Origin of the sequence: Pseudomonas sichuanensis, assembly GCF_024749065.1 — a bacterium.
GTDB lineage: Bacteria > Pseudomonadota > Gammaproteobacteria > Pseudomonadales > Pseudomonadaceae > Aquipseudomonas > Aquipseudomonas sichuanensis.
This window is the reverse complement of the sequence record NZ_CP087185.1, coordinates 281,594-296,378: the sequence shown is the minus strand read 5'-3', so window position 1 is coordinate 296,378 and position 14,785 is coordinate 281,594. Positions and strand designations below refer to the sequence as shown.

Sequence of the window (14,785 nt, the reverse complement as noted above, 5' to 3'; positions counted from 1 at the left end):
TGAGATCGCCGCGCATTATGGCGTAGCCATTGCAGCGCGTGCCGTGTGCATTGTTAGCAGATTTTTCCCATGGTGCCACTTCCAGGCCGCGGCCCATGGCCCGGCGCCATCACCGCAAGCCCGGCACGATGGGTATAATGCGCGCCTTTCACCCAGCGCCGCCGGGCCTGAACAGCCACCCGCGGCCTTGCATTCACTATTTGTCAGGTGGTTCTCATGGACAGCATCAACAGCCGTATCGCCGAGGAACTGGGCGTGCGCCCACAACAGGTCGAAGCGGCCGTGGGCCTGTTGGACGAAGGCTCGACCGTGCCCTTCATCGCCCGTTACCGCAAGGAAGTGACCGGCAGCCTGGACGACACCCAGCTGCGCCACCTGGAAGAGCGCCTGCGCTACCTGCGCGAACTCGACGATCGGCGCGCCAGCATCCTCGCCAGCATCGAGGAGCAGGGCAAGCTGACCCCGGAACTGGCCCGCGAAATCAAGCTCGCCGACACCAAGACCCGCCTCGAAGACCTTTACCTTCCCTACAAGCAGAAGCGTCGCACCAAGGGCCAGATTGCCCTGGAAGCCGGCCTCGGCGAGCTGGCCGACGGCCTGTTCAACGACCCGCAACTGAATCCGGAAAGCGAAGCGGCGCGCTTCATCGACGCCGAAAAAGGCGTGGCCGACGTCAAGGCAGCGCTCGAAGGCGCCAAGTACATCCTCATGGAGCGCTTCGCCGAAGACGCCGCCCTGCTGGAAAAACTGCGCAACTTCCTCAAGCAGGAAGCCGTGCTCAGCGCCCGCCTGGTGGCCGGCAAGGAAGAGGAAGGCGCCAAGTTCCGCGATTACTTCGCCCATGACGAACTGCTGCGCACCGCCCCGTCGCACCGCGCCCTGGCGATCTTCCGCGGGCGCAACGAGGGCGTGCTGAGCGCCTCGCTGAAAGTCGGCGAAGAGCTGCCCGGCACCCTGCACCCGTGCGAAGTGATGATCGGCAACCACGTCGGCATCGAAAACCGCAACCGCCCGGCCGACAAGTGGCTGGGCGAAGTGGTGCGCTGGACCTGGAAGGTCAAGCTCTACACCCACCTGGAAACCGACCTGTTCGGCGAGCTGCGCGACAACGCCGAAGGCGAGGCGATCAACGTGTTCGCCCACAACCTGCACGACCTGCTGCTGGCCGCCCCGGCCGGCCCGCGCGCTACCTTGGGCTTCGACCCGGGCCTGCGCACCGGCTGCAAGATCGCCGTGGTCGATGCCACCGGCAAGCTGCTGGACTACACCACGGTGTACCCGCACGCGCCGAAGAACGACTGGGACCGCACGATCTCGATCATGGCCGCCCTGTGCGCCAAGCACTCGGTGGAGCTGATCGCCATCGGCAACGGCACCGCCAGCCGCGAAAGCGACAAGCTGGTGGCCGAGCTGGTTAAGAAATACCCAGCCCTGAAGATCACCAAGATCATGGTCTCCGAAGCCGGCGCCTCGGTGTACTCGGCCTCGGAACTGGCCGCCCGGGAGTTCCCGGATCTGGACGTATCGATCCGTGGCGCCGTGTCGATCGCCCGCCGCCTGCAGGACCCGCTGGCGGAACTGGTGAAGATCGACCCGAAATCCATCGGCGTCGGCCAATACCAGCACGACGTGTCGCAGGTGAAACTGGCCCGTGGCCTGGATGCCGTGGTCGAGGACTGCGTGAACGCCGTGGGCGTGGACGTCAACACCGCTTCGGTGGCGCTGCTGACGCGCATCTCCGGCCTCAACGCCACGCTTGCGCAGAACATCGTTTCCCACCGCGACGCCAAAGGCCCGTTCGCCACCCGCGCCGCGCTGAAAAAGGTCAGCCGCCTCGGCGAAAAGACCTTCGAACAGGCCGCCGGCTTCCTGCGTGTGATGAACGGCGACAACCCGCTGGACGCCTCCGCCGTGCACCCCGAGGCCTACCCGCTGGTGCAGCGCATCGCCGCCGGCACCGAGCGCGACATCCGCTCGCTGATCGGCGACAGCGGCTTCCTCAAGCGCCTGGACCCGAAGCAGTTCACCGACGAAACCTTCGGCCTGCCGACCGTCACCGACATCCTGCAGGAGTTGGACAAGCCCGGCCGCGACCCACGCCCCGAGTTCAAGACCGCCACCTTCCAGGACGGCGTCGAGGACCTCAAGGACCTGGAGCCGGGCATGATCCTCGAAGGCGTGGTGACCAACGTCACCAACTTCGGTGCCTTCGTCGACATCGGCGTGCACCAGGACGGCCTGGTGCACATCTCGGCGCTGTCCGAGAAGTTCATCAAGGACCCGCGCGAAGCCGTCAAGGCCGGCGATGTGGTCAAGGTCAAGGTCATGGAAGTGGACATCCCGCGCAAGCGGGTCGGCCTGTCCATGCGCATGAGCGACACCCCGGGCGAGAAGGTCGAAGGCAACCGTGGCGGCAGCCGTGGCGGCAATGGCGGCAACCGCCAGCAGCAGGCACCGCGCCCGCGTGAAACCACTGCCGCCGCACCGGCCAACAACGCCATGGCCTCGCTGTTCGCCAACGCCAAGCAGTTGAAGAAGAAGTGATGGACGTCCCGAAAGAGTACGTCGAAAGCGCCTTCAGCCAACTGCTGGGCTGCCGCCTGCAACGCCTGGACAGCGGCGTTGCCGAGGTAGCCCTGGCGCTCGAGCCGCAGTTGCGCAACCGTGGCCAGAAGCTGCACGGCGGGGCGATCTTCAGCCTGGTCGATATCGCCATGGGCCTGGCCTGTTCGGCCAGCCATGGTTTCGACCAGCAGAGCGTGACCATCGAGTGCAAGATCAACTACATGCGCGCCGTGAGCGAGGGTGAGGTGCTGTGCACCGCCCGCGTGCTGCATGCCGGGCGGCGCACGCTGGTGGTCGACGCCGACGTGCTCCAGGGCGACAAGTTGGTGGCCAAGGCGCAGGGAACCTTCGCGGTTCTCTAGCTGACACCGACCCATCTGCGGTATTTTTGCCGGCAATAGCTGTTGGGGCTGCTCTGCAGCCCATCGCCGGCAAGCCGGCTCCCACAGGGTCTTGTGGGAGCCGGCTTGCCGGCGATGGAGCGCGCAGCGGTCCCGCGTTATTGGCGTCGGAACCGCGCAACCAGGCGACAACGCCAGTTCCTTTCCCAACTACCCTTGTAGACCGTCATACCTACCCCCATATTGGGGCGACTGACGCGTGAAGGAATCCATCTTGAGCGACCTCCTCAACCGCCGCCTGAGCCTGCTCGGCGACAACCTCGACCTGCTCAAGCAGTGCCTGCACGGCATTGAGCGCGAATGCCTGCGCGTGACCGAAGACGGTCGCCTGGCCCAGACCCCGCACCCCGAAGCCTTGGGTTCGGCGCTGACCAACGAGCAGATCACCACCGACTATTCCGAGTCGCTGCTGGAGTTCATCACCCCAGCCCTGGCCGACCCGGCCAAGGTGCTCGAAAGCCTCGAACAGACCCACCGCTTCGTCTACAGCAAGCTGGGCCACGAGTTGCTGTGGAGCCCGTCGATGCCCTGCGCGCTGCCGGCCGAGGAGGACATCCCGATCGCCGAGTACGGCACCTCGAACATCGGCAAGCTCAAGCACGTGTACCGCAAGGGCCTGGCCCTGCGCTACGGCCGCACCATGCAGTGCATCGCCGGCATCCACTACAACTTCTCGCTGCCTGAAGCACTGTGGCCATTGCTGCGCGCCGAAGAAGGCAGCGCAGAGGACGACCGCGACTACCAGTCCTCGGCCTACATCGCGCTGATCCGCAATTTCCGCCGCTACAGTTGGCTGCTGATGTACCTGTTCGGTGCCTCGCCGACCCTGGACAAAGGCTTCCTGCGCGGCCGCCCGCACCAGCTCGAAGAGCTCGACGCCAACACCCTCTACCTGCCCTACGCCACCAGCCTGCGCATGAGCGACCTGGGTTACCAGAGCAACGCCCAGGCGGGCCTCACGCCCTGCTACAACAACCTCGCCAGCTACACCGACAGCCTGCGCAAGGCGGTGGGCACGCCCTACCCGCCCTACGTCGAGGTCGGCACGCACAAGGATGGCGAGTGGGTGCAGCTCAACACCAACATCCTGCAGATCGAGAACGAGTACTACTCGAACATCCGCCCCAAGCGCGTGACCTACACCGGCGAGCGGCCGATCCAGGCCCTGATCTCCCGTGGCGTGCAGTACGTCGAAGTGCGTTGCCTGGACATCAACCCGTTCCTGCCGGTGGGCATCGACCTCACCGAAGCGCGCTTCCTCGACGCCTTCCTGCTGCTCTGTGCGCTGGACGACAGCCCGCAGCTGGACAACGGCGAATGCGGCCAGTGCACCAGCAACTTCCTGACCGTGGTCAAGGAAGGCCGTCGCCCGGGCCTTGCGCTGCAGCGTAACGGCCAGCCGATCGCGCTCAAGGACTGGGCCAGCGAGCTCATCGGCCGTATCGGCCAGATGGCCGAGCTGCTCGACCGTGCCCAAGGCGGCAACGAGCACGCCAAGGCCCTGCAAGCCCAACAGGCCAAGGTCGATGACCCTGAACTGACCCCGTCGGCCCAGGTACTGGCGCGCATGACCGAACACGATGAAAGCTTCATCGAGTTCTCCCTGCGCCAGAGCCGCGTGCACGCCGAGACCTTCCGCGAACAGCCGCTGCCCGCCGAGCAGCAACAGGCCTTCGAAACCCTCGCCCGCGATTCCCTGGCCGAGCAGTCGCGCCTGGAACAGCAGGAAGTCGGCGACTTCGACCTGTTCGTCGGCGCCTACCAGGCCAGCATCCTGGCCATCAGCAACTGATGAACCGCACCGCCACCCCGCGCAAACCGCGCGCCAGCAGCCAGGCCAGGATCGAAGCGATCCTGGCAGCTGCGCGCGAGCTGCTGGCCGGGCAAGGGGTGGCGGGGTTGTCGATCTACAACGTCGCCGAGCGGGCGCAGATCCCGCCGTCGTCGGTGTACCACTTCTTCGCCAGCGTACCGGCCCTGCTCGAAGCGCTGACCGCCGATGTGCACCGGGCCTTTCGCGAAGCCTTGAGCGCACCGATCGACAGCGCGGCGTTCAGCACCTGGCATGGCCTGTCACGGTTGATCGAGCAGCGCATGCTCGACATCTACAACGAGGACGCCGCAGCGCGGCAACTGATCCTGGCCCAGCATGGCCTGAGCGAAGTGGTCCAGGCTGACCGCCAGCACGACCTGGAACTGGGCGAGTTGATGCACCAGCTGTTCGACCGCCATTTCCAGTTGCCGGCGATGCCGCAGGATGTGCATGTGTTCGCCTTGGCGATGGAGCTGAGCGATCGGGTGTATGCCCGCTCAATGCAGCTGCACGAGCAGATCACCCCGCGCATGGCGGAAGAAGGGATGCGGGTGTTCGAGGCGTATCTGGGGCTGTACCTGCCGCCGTTTCTGGCCAAGCGCTCCAGCTGAAGTTATCGGGGCCACCCTTCGCGGGTAAACCCGCTCCCACAGGTACTGCGCAGGGTCAAAATCTTGCGCGGACCCTGTGGGAGCGGGTTTACCCGCGAAGGGCTGCGAAGCAGCCCCGATAGCGAGCAGCATCACAGCTTGGCGATAGACACTTCAGTCGATTTCACAAAGGCAATCACTTCACTGCCCACCTGCAGCTCCAGCTCCTTCACGGAACGGGTGGTGATCACCGAAGTCACCACGCCCGAGGCGGTCTGCACGTCGATTTCCGACAGTACCGGGCCTTCGAGGATTTCCTTCACGGTGCCTTTGAACTGGTTGCGAACGTTGATGGCTTTGATGGTCATGGCTGATTTCCTTTGATTGGCTTCGGGGTTCAATGCGCCCAACGCAGCTGCGTGGGCAAAGGGGCTACAGGTTCCGGCTCGGGCGGGGTGCCCGGGGCGGACAGAACACGGTCCAGCACTTCACTTTCCAGGCTTGCCAGGCGGTGCGAACCACGCGCCCGAGGGCGCGGCAGGTCGACCAGCAGGTCGAGGCCGACGGCGCCGTCCTCGATCAGGATCACCCGGTCAGCCACGGCGACGGCTTCGCTGACGTCGTGGGTGACCAGCAGCACGGTGAAACCGTGCTGACGCCACAGGCGTTCGATCAGTTGCTGCATCTCGATACGGGTCAATGCGTCCAGCGCGCCCAGCGGCTCGTCCAGCAGCAACAGGCGCGGCTGATGGATCAACGCTCGGGCCAGGGCCACCCGTTGCTTCTGGCCGCCGGACAAGGCCGCCGGCCACTCATTGGCGCGGTCAGCCAGGCCGACCGCCTCCAGGGCATCCAACGCCCGTTGCCGCCAGTCGCCGGACAAACCAAGGCCGACGTTGTCGATCACCTTCTTCCACGGCAGCAGGCGGGCGTCCTGGAACATCAGCCGGGTGTCCTCCCGGGCCTCGGCCAGCGGCGCGGCACCGGCCAGCAATTCGCCGGCGCTGGGGTTGTCGAGCCCGGCCAGCAGGCGCAGCAAGGTGCTCTTGCCGCAGCCGCTACGGCCAACGATGGCGACGAACTGGCCGGCCGGAATGTGCAGGTCGATGCCCTTCAACACTTCGCGCTGGCCAAAGGTCTTGCGCAGGCCGTTGGCGGCCAGCGGGATGCCACGCAGCAGGCGTGGCGGCTGCTCTTTGAGCACGGTCATCACGCACCCTCCTTCTTGGCGACCTGATAGGCCGGGTGCCAGCGCAACCACACACGCTCCAGGCCACGGGCGGCCAGGTCGGCGAGCTTGCCGAGCACGGCGTACAGCACGATCGCCAGCACCACCACGTCGGTCTGCAGGAACTCACGGGCGTTCATCGCCAGGTAACCGATGCCGGCGTTGGCCGAAATGGTCTCGGCGACGATCAGGGTCAGCCACATGAAGCCCAGGGCGAAGCGCACACCGACCAGGATCGACGGCAGCGCCCCCGGCAGGATCACCTGACGGAACAGGCCGAAGCCCGACAGCCCGTAGCTGCGCGCCATTTCCACCAACGCCGGGTCGACGTTGCGGATGCCGTGGTAGGTGTTCAGGTAGATCGGGAACAAGGTCCCCAGCGCCACCAGGAAAATCTTTGCCGACTCGTCGATACCGAACCACAGGATCACCAGCGGGATCAGCGCCAGGTGCGGCACGTTGCGGATCATCTGCACCGAGCTGTCGAGCAGGCGCTCGCCCCACTTCGACAGGCCGGTGATGAAGCCCAGCAGCAGGCCGAGGCTGCCGCCGATGGCGAAGCCCAGCCCGGCACGCCAGCCACTGATGGCCAGGTGCGTCCAGATTTCGCCGCTGCGCACCAGCTCGACCCCGGCGCTGACCACTGCGCTGGGTGCCGGGAGGATGCGCGTCGACAGCCAGCCAGCGCTGACCGCCAGCTGCCAGACTGCCAACAGCAGCACCGGCAGCGCCCACGGCGCCAGGCGCTTGGCCCAGGAGGTTGAGGTATCAGCACCCATGGTCCGGCCCTCAGCTCTGCGACACGGCTTTGGGCAGGATGTCGTTGGCGACCATTTCGCCGAACGGGCTCACGTAACCACCGGTTTTCGGTTGCTCCGGGCGCTGCACATCCAGATGCGGGAACAGCAGTTCAGCGACGCGGTACGACTCTTCCAGGTGTGGATAACCCGAGAAGATGAAGGTATCGATGCCCAGGTCTGCGTATTCCTTGACCCGCGCCGCCACGGTCGGGCCATCGCCCACCAGCGCGGTGCCGGCACCGCCGCGCACCAGGCCGACGCCGGCCCACAGGTTGGGGCTGACTTCCAGGTTGTCGCGGTTGCCGTTGTGCAGCGCAGCCATGCGTTGCTGGCCGACCGAATCGAAGCGCGCCAGCGAAGCCTGGGCGCGGGCGATGGTGTCGTCGTCCAGGTGCGAGATCAGCTTGTCGGCGGCAGCCCAGGCTTCTTCGTTGGTTTCCCGCACGATCACGTGCAGGCGGATACCGAAGCGTACTTCACGGCCCTGGGCGGCGGCTTTCTCGCGCACCTGGGCGATTTTCTCGGCAACGGCGCTCGGTGGCTCGCCCCAGGTCAGGTACAGCTCGACCTGTTCGGCGGCCAGGTCCTGGGCGGCCTCGGACGAACCGCCGAAATACAGCGGCGGACGTGGTTGCTGAATCGGCGGGTAGAGCAGCTTGGCGCCCTTCACTTGGATGTGTTTACCGTCGTAGTCGACGTTTTCACCTTCCAGCACCTTGCGCCAGATGCGGGTGAACTCCACCGAGGCCTCGTAGCGCTCCTGGTGGTTCAGGTGCAGGCCGTCACCGGCCAGCTCGTCAGGGTCGCCGCCGGTCACCAGGTTGAACAGCGCACGGCCATTGGACAGGCGATCGAGAGTAGCGGCCTGGCGCGCGGCCACGGTCGGCGAAATGATCCCCGGGCGCAGAGCGACCAGGAACTTCAGGCGCTCGGTCACCGGGATCAGCGACGCGGCGACCAGCCAGGAGTCCTCGCAGGACCGCCCGGTGGGGATCAGCACGCCGCCGAAGCCGAGGCGGTCGGCGGCCTGGGCGATCTGCGCCAGGTAGCCATGGTCGACGGCGCGGGCGCCTTCGCTGGTGCCCAGGTACTTGCCGTCACCGTGGGTGGGCAGGAACCAGAAGATGTTCAGGCTCATTGGAGTTGTCTCCTCAAGGGTGGCTCGAGCCGGGGCCTGGCCCCGGCGCTGGCGAATCGGTCAAGGCGCGCTGGCGACCTTGGCGGGGGGTGTCCAGATCACGTCCTTGATGCTCAAGGGCTTGGGGATCAGCTTCAGGGCCTGGAAGGTGTCGGCGATCTTCTGCTGCGCGGCGATCACTTCCGGGGTCAGCGGCGCGGCACCGTAGCCCTGGCGCTTCACCGAGGTCAGGGTGATGTCGGCGGGCAGGCCGAGCAGCGGCGCGACCTGGTCGGTCACCTCCTGGGGGTTGGCCTGGGACCACTGGCCCACGGTGCGCACTTCCTCGACCAGGGTGTTGATCACCGCCGGGTGTTGCGTGGCGTAGCTGCGGGTGGCCAGGTAGAACTGGTGGTTGTCGACCAGGCCCTTGCCGTCACGCAGGGTACGCGCCTGCAGCTGTTGCTCGGCGGCGGCCTGGTACGGGTCCCAGATCACCCAGGCATCGACGCTGCCACGCTCGAAGGCGGCGCGGGCGTCGGCCGGCGGCAGGTAGACCGGCTGGATGTCGGTGTATTTGAGGCCGGCGTCTTCGAGGGCACGCACCAGCAGGTAATGAACGTTCGAGCCTTTGTTCAGCGCGACTTTCTTGCCCTTGAGCTCTTTCACCGACTGGATCGACGAGCCTTTGGGCACGAGGATCGCCTCGCTGTGCGGGGCTGGCGGCTCATAGGCGACGTAGAGCAGGTCGGCGCCCGCGGCCTGGGCGAATACCGGCGGGGTTTCACCGGTGACACCGAAGTCGATCGAGCCGACGTTGAGCCCTTCAAGCAGCTGCGGGCCGCCGGGGAACTCGGTCCATTGCACGTCGATGCCCTGTTCCTTCAGGCGCTTCTCCAGCGAGCCCTTGGCCTTGAGCAGCACCAGGGTGCCGTATTTCTGGTAACCGATACGCAGGCTCTCGGCCTGGGCTTGGGTAATGGCGCCGAAGGACACAGCCGCCGCAAACAGGGCGACCAGACCACGACGCAAGAAGACTGTGCGCATGGCGCTCTCCTGTGCGAGTTGGGTTCGGGTTGCACCTGCTTGCCTCGTTGACGGGCGAGTAAGGTGGGACAGCAGTGAAGCGATGGATCAGTGGCTCAGATGCTCCAGCGGGCACTGAGCAGGCGTTCGTTGAGCACACCCGGTGCGACCGGCCGAGGCCGCCGCGCCAGGGCGCCATGGAAGGTTTCCAGCGAATCCTGCAGGCGCTGCTCCAGGGCCGGGGCCAGCTGTGCAGGGCGGTTGCCTTCGCCGTAGGCGATCTGGCTGTCGTCGGCGAAGATCCCTTGCAGGGTCTCCTGCGCCTTCAAGGCAGACAGCACCGGCTTGAGCGCGTAGTCCACGGCAAGCATGTGGGCGATGCTGCCGCCGGTTGCCACCGGCAGTACCACCTTGTGCTCCAGGGCACGCTCGGGCAGCAGGTCGAGCAGGGTCTTCAGCGCGCCGGCAAACGAGGCTTTGTACACCGGGGTGGCCACCACCAGGCCGTCGGCCTGGGCCACCAGTTCGATGAAGTGACGCACCTGCGGGCTGTCGAAGCGCGCGTGCAGCAGGTCTTCGGCGTTGAACTCACGCACCTGGAAGGTCACCACTTCGACACCGCGCTCCTGCAGCCAGTCGCGGGTGCGTTCTAGCAGCACGCCGGAGCGTGAACGAAGACTGGGGCTACCACCGACAGAAACAACCAGCATTGAAAGCGCTTCCTTCGATTCGATTGCAGGGCCGCGAGGGGTTGGCCCCGCTGGATGGAACTGACCTTAACAGCTGGTCACATATATCCATAAATCATATTTTTTCATTTGTTTATTCGTTTTATGACTATGCAATCCCTCAGGCCTCATTGCTGGCAAGCCAGCTCCCACCTCGACCGCATATACCCCGCCATGCGCGAACCCTGTGGGAGCTGGCTTGCCAGCGATGAGGCCAGCACCAGCAACGCAACACAGTGCAGTGAAGGTCCCATAAAAAAAGGGCCATCCCCTGCCAAGGAAAATGGCCCATAAGCACTTGCCTGAAGAGGGTATTGCCGGTCAGCGCGCGGTAATCACCGCCAGCTTGGTGATGCCGGCCCGTTCGATGGCCGCCATGGCCCGGGCGACTTCGCCGTAGTTCACGCCATCGTCGGCCTGCAGCTGCACGCGCAGCTCGGCGTCCTTGCCTTTGGCGGCCTTGAGGTTGGTTTCCAGCAGGTCGGGCTGGATCTCGTCCTTGTTGATGAACAGCTTGCCGCTGCCATCGATGCTCACCACCAGCGGGTCCTTCTGCTCCACCGGGGCCACGGCCTCGGTCTTGGGCAGGTTGATGGGGATGGCGTTGGTCAGCAGCGGCGCGGTGACGATGAACACCACCAGCAGCACCAGCATGACGTCCACCAGTGGCGTGACGTTGATTTCACTCAATACTTCATCGCTGTCCTGGGTCGAGAAGGCCATGTCAGGAGGCCTCCTTCACAGCTTGGTTGAAGCCGGCCTGCTGGCGCTGCACCGCCGGGTGCAGCAGCACGCGGAAGGCACTCTTCTGCGCCAGGCTGTAGAAGTCGTGGGCGAAGTCGTCGAGGTCGGCAGCGGTCAGCTTGAGGCGGCGCAGGAAGTAGTTGTAGACCAGCACTGCCGGCACCGCGACGGCGATACCCACGCCGGTGGCGACCAGCGCCGCGCCGATCGGGCCGGCCACGGTTTCCAGGCTGGCGGAACCTGCCGCGCTGATGCCCTTGAGCGCTTCCATGATGCCCCACACGGTGCCGAACAGGCCGATGAAGGGCGAAGTGCTGCCGATACTGGCGACCACCGCCAGGCCGGTTTCCAGCGAGCGGCGCTCGCGCACGATCTGCTGGCGCAGGGCACGCTCGAGGCGGTCCTGATGGTTGATGGCCTGGCTCAGGTCATTGGCCTGGCCGGGTTCGCCGACGGCGATGGCGGCGTAACCGGCCTGGGCGACGCGGGCGGCGGGGCCGGGTTGCTGGTGGCTGATTTCGGCGGCGGAGTCGAGGCTGGATGCGGCCCAGAACTGCTGGTGAAAGCGCTTGTCCTGGCGCTTGAGGCGCACGAACTGCACAACCTTGACCAGGGCCAGCGCCCAAGTGGCCACGGAGAAACCGACCAACAGCCAGATGACGGCGCTTTCAACGGATTCGAGGGGGGATGCCAACAGGCTCATGGTGATGTCCTTCCTTTGTGCGGTGGCGAATTAACGAAGCTTGAAATCGATGGGTACGCTGACCCAGCCGGCCAGGGCCACGTCGCCCTGCTTGGCGGGGACGAAACTCCAGCGCTTGACTGCGGCCAGCGCGGCAGCATCCAGGGCGTCACGGCCACTGCTCTTCTGCAGCTGGATCTGCCCGGGCTTGCCGCTGGGCAGCACCTCGACGCGCAGCAGCACGGTGCCTTCCCAGCCACGGCGCAGGGCCATCTGCGGGTACTCGGGGGCCGGGTTCTTCAGGTACGCGGCGTTGGCCGATGCCGGGGTCACCGGGGCCGGCGCGGGCGGTGCGGCTGGCGCAGGCGGTGCAGGGGCAGCCACCGGCGTTGGCGGCGGTGCTTCGACCGGTTTCGGCTGCGGCTTGGGTTGCGGCTTGGCCACCGGCTTGGGCACCGGTTTCGGCTTGGGCTTTGGCTTGGCGGCCAGCTCGTCGACCACCGGCGGTGGCGGTTCCACCACAGGCGGTGCCGGGGCAGGTGGCGGCGGCTCTACGATCGGCGGGGCGGGCGCGGCGAACTCGATGGTCATGGGCGGGATCTGCGGCGGCACGACCGGCAGCGCCGGGGTCGGCGCCTGGCTGATCCAGTAGGCGGCGGCGCCATGCAGCGCCAGCACCAGCAGGCCCAGCGCGAGCTTGTCGCGGCGCTTGAGGCCGCTCACCGGCGTGCGCTGCAGGCGCAACTGGCCAAGCGGCAGGCGCAGTGTGCGTCCGAGCTCGACCAGGTCGCCCGATGCCGGGTGCCATGGCTGCTCAAAGGCCCTGACGGCCGACTGGACATTACCCATTGCTGAAACTCCTGGGGTCTCGATTCAGGTGTGTGGCTGAATCATCGACGGCAGGGGCTTAGGCCATAAAGTAATGTTTAAAGTTAACGTTATAGCTTTTATGAATATTGATTTTGATGTGCTGTTTGCAGGCCGCGTCGTTCGTGGCTTGTAGCAGGCCGCCAAGTCAACGATGCCTGGCCTGCATTGAAAATATTTGTGAAAGGCATCGAATCGCTGCGAGGGCTGCGCCCTCGTTCGCGGGTAAACCCGCTCCCACAGACTTTGGCGCCGGTCCTTGTGGGAGCGGGTTTACCCGCGAATACGATGGTGCAGGCAAAAAAAACCCGGGACCAGGCCCGGGTTCTTCATTCACATCCAGTCGCTCAGATATCGGCCACCTTCTGCCACACCTTCGGCCGGAAGAACAGCGTCTCGCCGCGCGCCAGCCCGGTCAGGCTGTCGTGGTCCTTGACCACCTCGGCCTCGATCAGCTCGCTCTGCCCTTCCACCTTCAAGGTCACCCGGGTCGTCGCGCCCAGCGGGCGAATGTCACGCACCTCGGCGGCATGGTGGCCTTCGGTTTCATGGCGCGACAGCGACACTTCGTGCGGACGGAACAGCACATGGTGCCCTTCGCTGAGCGCCAGGCGGTTGGAGTCGCCGAGGAAGTGGTAGACGAAATCGTTGGCCGGCTTCTCGTACACCTCGCCCGGCGAGCCGATCTGCTCGATCACGCCCTTGTTCATCACCACGATGCGGTCGGCCACTTCCATGGCCTCTTCCTGGTCGTGGGTGACGAACACCGAGGTCAGGTTGATGTCCTCGTGCAGGCGCGCCAGCCAGCGGCGCAGCTCCTTGCGCACCTTGGCATCCAGCGCCCCGAACGGCTCGTCGAGCAGCAGCACCTTGGGTTCCACCGCCAGGGCACGGGCCAGGGCGATACGCTGGCGCTGGCCACCGGACAGCTGCTCGGGGTAACGGTCGGACAGCCAGTCGAGCTGGACCATGTTCAGCAGCTCATGGACCTTCTCGGCGATCTTGCTCTCGCTCGGGCGCTCGCCCTTGGGTTTCATGCGCAGGCCAAACGCGACGTTGTCGAACACACTCATGTGGCGGAACAGCGCGTAGTGCTGGAACACGAAGCCGACGTTACGGTCACGCACGTCGTGGCCCGAGACATCCTCGCCGTGGAACACGATGCTGCCGTCGTCCGGCGTTTCCAGGCCGGCGATGATGCGCAGCAGGGTGGTCTTGCCACAGCCGGACGGGCCGAGCAGGGCCACCAGCTCGCCGCTGTGGATATCCAGGTTGATGGCGTTCAGGGCCTGGAAGCTGTTGAAGCGCTTGCTGACATTACGAACTTCGATCGACATGAATCATTCCTCCGCGGCGCTGTGGCGCAGGCGGTTAATACGGTTCTCGCTCCACTGCTTGAGCAGCAGGATGAAGAGCGCCAGGATCAGCAACAGGCTGGCCACGCTGAAGGCCGCGACATGGTTGTACTCGTTGTAGAGGATCTCCACGTGCAGCGGCAAGGTGTTGGTAACGCCACGGATATGCCCGGACACCACCGACACCGCGCCGAACTCGCCCATCGCCCGCGCGGTGCACAGCACCACGCCGTAGATCAGGCCCCATTTGATGTTCGGCAGGGTGACGTGCCAGAACATCTGCCAGCCGTTGGCGCCGAGCAGGCGCGCGGCCTCTTCTTCCTGGGTGCCCTGCTCCTGCATCAGCGGGATCAGTTCACGGGCCACGAACGGCACGGTGACGAAGATGGTCGCCAGGACAATGCCCGGCAGGGCGAACACGATCTGGATATCGTGGTCCTGCAGCCACGGACCGAACAGGCCCTGGGCGCCGAACATCAGCACGTAGACCAGGCCGGCGATCACCGGCGACACCGAGAACGGCAGGTCGATCAGGGTCACCAGCAGGCTCTTGCCACGGAAGGTGTATTTGCTCACGCACCAGGCGGCACTGACCCCGAACAGCAGGTTCAGCGGCACCGAGATGGCCACCGCCAGCAGGGTGAGCTTGAGCGCCGACAGCGCATCGGCCTCGAAGATCGCCTCGAAGAAAGTACCGAAGCCGTTCTTGAGCGCCTGGGACACCACGATCACCAGCGGCAAGGCCAGGAACAGGGCGAAGACGATCCAGGCCAGGGTGATCAGCACGCGGCGCGAAGTGGCGCTGCCACGCCGGGCGGCGTTGGCGGCAGCGCTCGCGCCAAGGGTCGATGAAGACATTAGCGGGCCTC

General features: G+C 65.6%; 15 protein-coding genes. 4 read left to right on the top strand and 11 right to left on the bottom strand.

The genetic code is table 11. From position 1 onward, the window contains the following. Positions 1-216: 216 nt before the first annotated feature. The 4 genes from LOY51_RS01385 (at position 217) to LOY51_RS01370 (ending at position 5,390) form a co-directional block, all read left to right on the top strand. On the top strand, positions 217-2,544 hold the full coding sequence (locus LOY51_RS01385; RefSeq protein ID WP_258644134.1) for a Tex family protein: 2,328 nt from the start codon (positions 217-219) through the stop codon (positions 2,542-2,544). Then, the gene (locus LOY51_RS01380; protein ID WP_125857104.1) at positions 2,544-2,927 is read left to right on the top strand and encodes a PaaI family thioesterase; all 384 of its coding nucleotides are present in this window, start codon (positions 2,544-2,546) and stop codon (positions 2,925-2,927) included. Before LOY51_RS01385 ends, LOY51_RS01380 begins: the two co-directional genes overlap by 1 nt. A gap of 253 nt (positions 2,928-3,180) precedes the next feature. Continuing rightward, positions 3,181-4,758: a glutamate--cysteine ligase gene (gshA, locus tag LOY51_RS01375; RefSeq protein WP_190306027.1), complete on the top strand. Its 1,578-nt coding sequence runs from the start codon at positions 3,181-3,183 to the stop codon at positions 4,756-4,758. Then, a complete protein-coding gene (locus tag LOY51_RS01370; RefSeq protein ID WP_125857102.1) occupies positions 4,758-5,390 on the top strand; it encodes a TetR/AcrR family transcriptional regulator in 633 nt (210 codons plus the stop codon). The genes gshA and LOY51_RS01370 overlap by 1 nt, the downstream gene beginning before the upstream one ends. 131 nt (positions 5,391-5,521) lie before the next feature. Here LOY51_RS01370 and LOY51_RS01365 read toward each other — a convergent pair whose 3' ends face one another. The 11 genes from LOY51_RS01365 to cysW form a co-directional block, all read right to left on the bottom strand. Beyond that, positions 5,522-5,737 carry a TOBE domain-containing protein gene (locus tag LOY51_RS01365; protein WP_101322556.1) on the bottom strand — a complete coding sequence of 72 codons (216 nt, stop codon included), beginning with the start codon at positions 5,735-5,737 and terminating at the stop codon, positions 5,522-5,524. A gap of 29 nt (positions 5,738-5,766) precedes the next feature. Further along, on the bottom strand, positions 5,767-6,579 hold the full coding sequence (gene ssuB / locus LOY51_RS01360; protein ID WP_125857101.1) for an aliphatic sulfonates ABC transporter ATP-binding protein: 813 nt from the start codon (positions 6,577-6,579) through the stop codon (positions 5,767-5,769). Then, positions 6,579-7,376 carry an aliphatic sulfonate ABC transporter permease SsuC gene (gene ssuC / locus LOY51_RS01355; protein ID WP_110992184.1) on the bottom strand — a complete coding sequence of 266 codons (798 nt, stop codon included), beginning with the start codon at positions 7,374-7,376 and terminating at the stop codon, positions 6,579-6,581. Before ssuC ends, ssuB begins: the two co-directional genes overlap by 1 nt. Positions 7,377-7,386: 10 nt before the next feature. Then, complete coding sequence (gene ssuD / locus LOY51_RS01350; RefSeq protein WP_110992183.1) at positions 7,387-8,535, bottom strand: FMNH2-dependent alkanesulfonate monooxygenase; 1,149 nt, start codon at positions 8,533-8,535, stop codon at positions 7,387-7,389. Positions 8,536-8,595: 60 nt separating this feature from the next. After that, positions 8,596-9,561: a sulfonate ABC transporter substrate-binding protein gene (locus LOY51_RS01345; protein ID WP_110992182.1), complete on the bottom strand. Its 966-nt coding sequence runs from the start codon at positions 9,559-9,561 to the stop codon at positions 8,596-8,598. Between the two features lie 95 nt (positions 9,562-9,656). After that, complete coding sequence (gene ssuE, locus LOY51_RS01340) at positions 9,657-10,250, bottom strand: NADPH-dependent FMN reductase (RefSeq protein WP_125462205.1); 594 nt, start codon at positions 10,248-10,250, stop codon at positions 9,657-9,659. 339 nt (positions 10,251-10,589) lie between these two features. Beyond that, positions 10,590-10,991 (bottom strand): ExbD/TolR family protein, encoded by a 402-nt coding sequence (locus LOY51_RS01335; protein ID WP_110992180.1) that lies wholly within the window; start codon positions 10,989-10,991, stop codon positions 10,590-10,592. A gap of 1 nt (position 10,992) precedes the next feature. Continuing rightward, positions 10,993-11,715, bottom strand: a complete 723-nt coding sequence (locus tag LOY51_RS01330) for a MotA/TolQ/ExbB proton channel family protein (RefSeq protein ID WP_125857099.1) — start codon at positions 11,713-11,715, stop codon at positions 10,993-10,995. Positions 11,716-11,745: 30 nt separating this feature from the next. After that, the gene (locus LOY51_RS01325) at positions 11,746-12,543 is read right to left on the bottom strand and encodes an energy transducer TonB (protein WP_125857098.1); all 798 of its coding nucleotides are present in this window, start codon (positions 12,541-12,543) and stop codon (positions 11,746-11,748) included. 365 nt (positions 12,544-12,908) lie between these two features. Beyond that, positions 12,909-13,898 carry a sulfate/molybdate ABC transporter ATP-binding protein gene (locus LOY51_RS01320; protein ID WP_110992176.1) on the bottom strand — a complete coding sequence of 330 codons (990 nt, stop codon included), beginning with the start codon at positions 13,896-13,898 and terminating at the stop codon, positions 12,909-12,911. A 3-nt stretch (positions 13,899-13,901) separates the two neighbouring features. Continuing rightward, the gene (cysW, locus tag LOY51_RS01315) at positions 13,902-14,774 is read right to left on the bottom strand and encodes a sulfate ABC transporter permease subunit CysW (protein ID WP_110992175.1); all 873 of its coding nucleotides are present in this window, start codon (positions 14,772-14,774) and stop codon (positions 13,902-13,904) included. Positions 14,775-14,785 lie beyond the last annotated feature (11 nt).

Coding starts and splice junctions, on each gene's coding strand:
- LOY51_RS01320 (WP_110992176.1), bottom strand. CDS start 13,898: ATGTCGATCGAAGTTCGTAATGTCAGCAAGCGCTTCAACAGCTTCCAG.
- LOY51_RS01380 (WP_125857104.1), top strand. CDS start 2,544: ATGGACGTCCCGAAAGAGTACGTCGAAAGCGCCTTCAGCCAACTGCTG.
- ssuE (WP_125462205.1), bottom strand. CDS start 10,250: ATGCTGGTTGTTTCTGTCGGTGGTAGCCCCAGTCTTCGTTCACGCTCC.
- ssuC (WP_110992184.1), bottom strand. CDS start 7,376: ATGGGTGCTGATACCTCAACCTCCTGGGCCAAGCGCCTGGCGCCGTGG.
- LOY51_RS01365 (WP_101322556.1), bottom strand. CDS start 5,737: ATGACCATCAAAGCCATCAACGTTCGCAACCAGTTCAAAGGCACCGTG.
- ssuD (WP_110992183.1), bottom strand. CDS start 8,535: ATGAGCCTGAACATCTTCTGGTTCCTGCCCACCCACGGTGACGGCAAG.
- ssuB (WP_125857101.1), bottom strand. CDS start 6,579: ATGACCGTGCTCAAAGAGCAGCCGCCACGCCTGCTGCGTGGCATCCCG.
- LOY51_RS01385 (WP_258644134.1), top strand. CDS start 217: ATGGACAGCATCAACAGCCGTATCGCCGAGGAACTGGGCGTGCGCCCA.
- LOY51_RS01330 (WP_125857099.1), bottom strand. CDS start 11,715: ATGAGCCTGTTGGCATCCCCCCTCGAATCCGTTGAAAGCGCCGTCATC.
- LOY51_RS01335 (WP_110992180.1), bottom strand. CDS start 10,991: ATGGCCTTCTCGACCCAGGACAGCGATGAAGTATTGAGTGAAATCAAC.
- LOY51_RS01325 (WP_125857098.1), bottom strand. CDS start 12,543: ATGGGTAATGTCCAGTCGGCCGTCAGGGCCTTTGAGCAGCCATGGCAC.
- LOY51_RS01370 (WP_125857102.1), top strand. CDS start 4,758: ATGAACCGCACCGCCACCCCGCGCAAACCGCGCGCCAGCAGCCAGGCC.
- LOY51_RS01345 (WP_110992182.1), bottom strand. CDS start 9,561: ATGCGCACAGTCTTCTTGCGTCGTGGTCTGGTCGCCCTGTTTGCGGCG.
- cysW (WP_110992175.1), bottom strand. CDS start 14,774: ATGTCTTCATCGACCCTTGGCGCGAGCGCTGCCGCCAACGCCGCCCGG.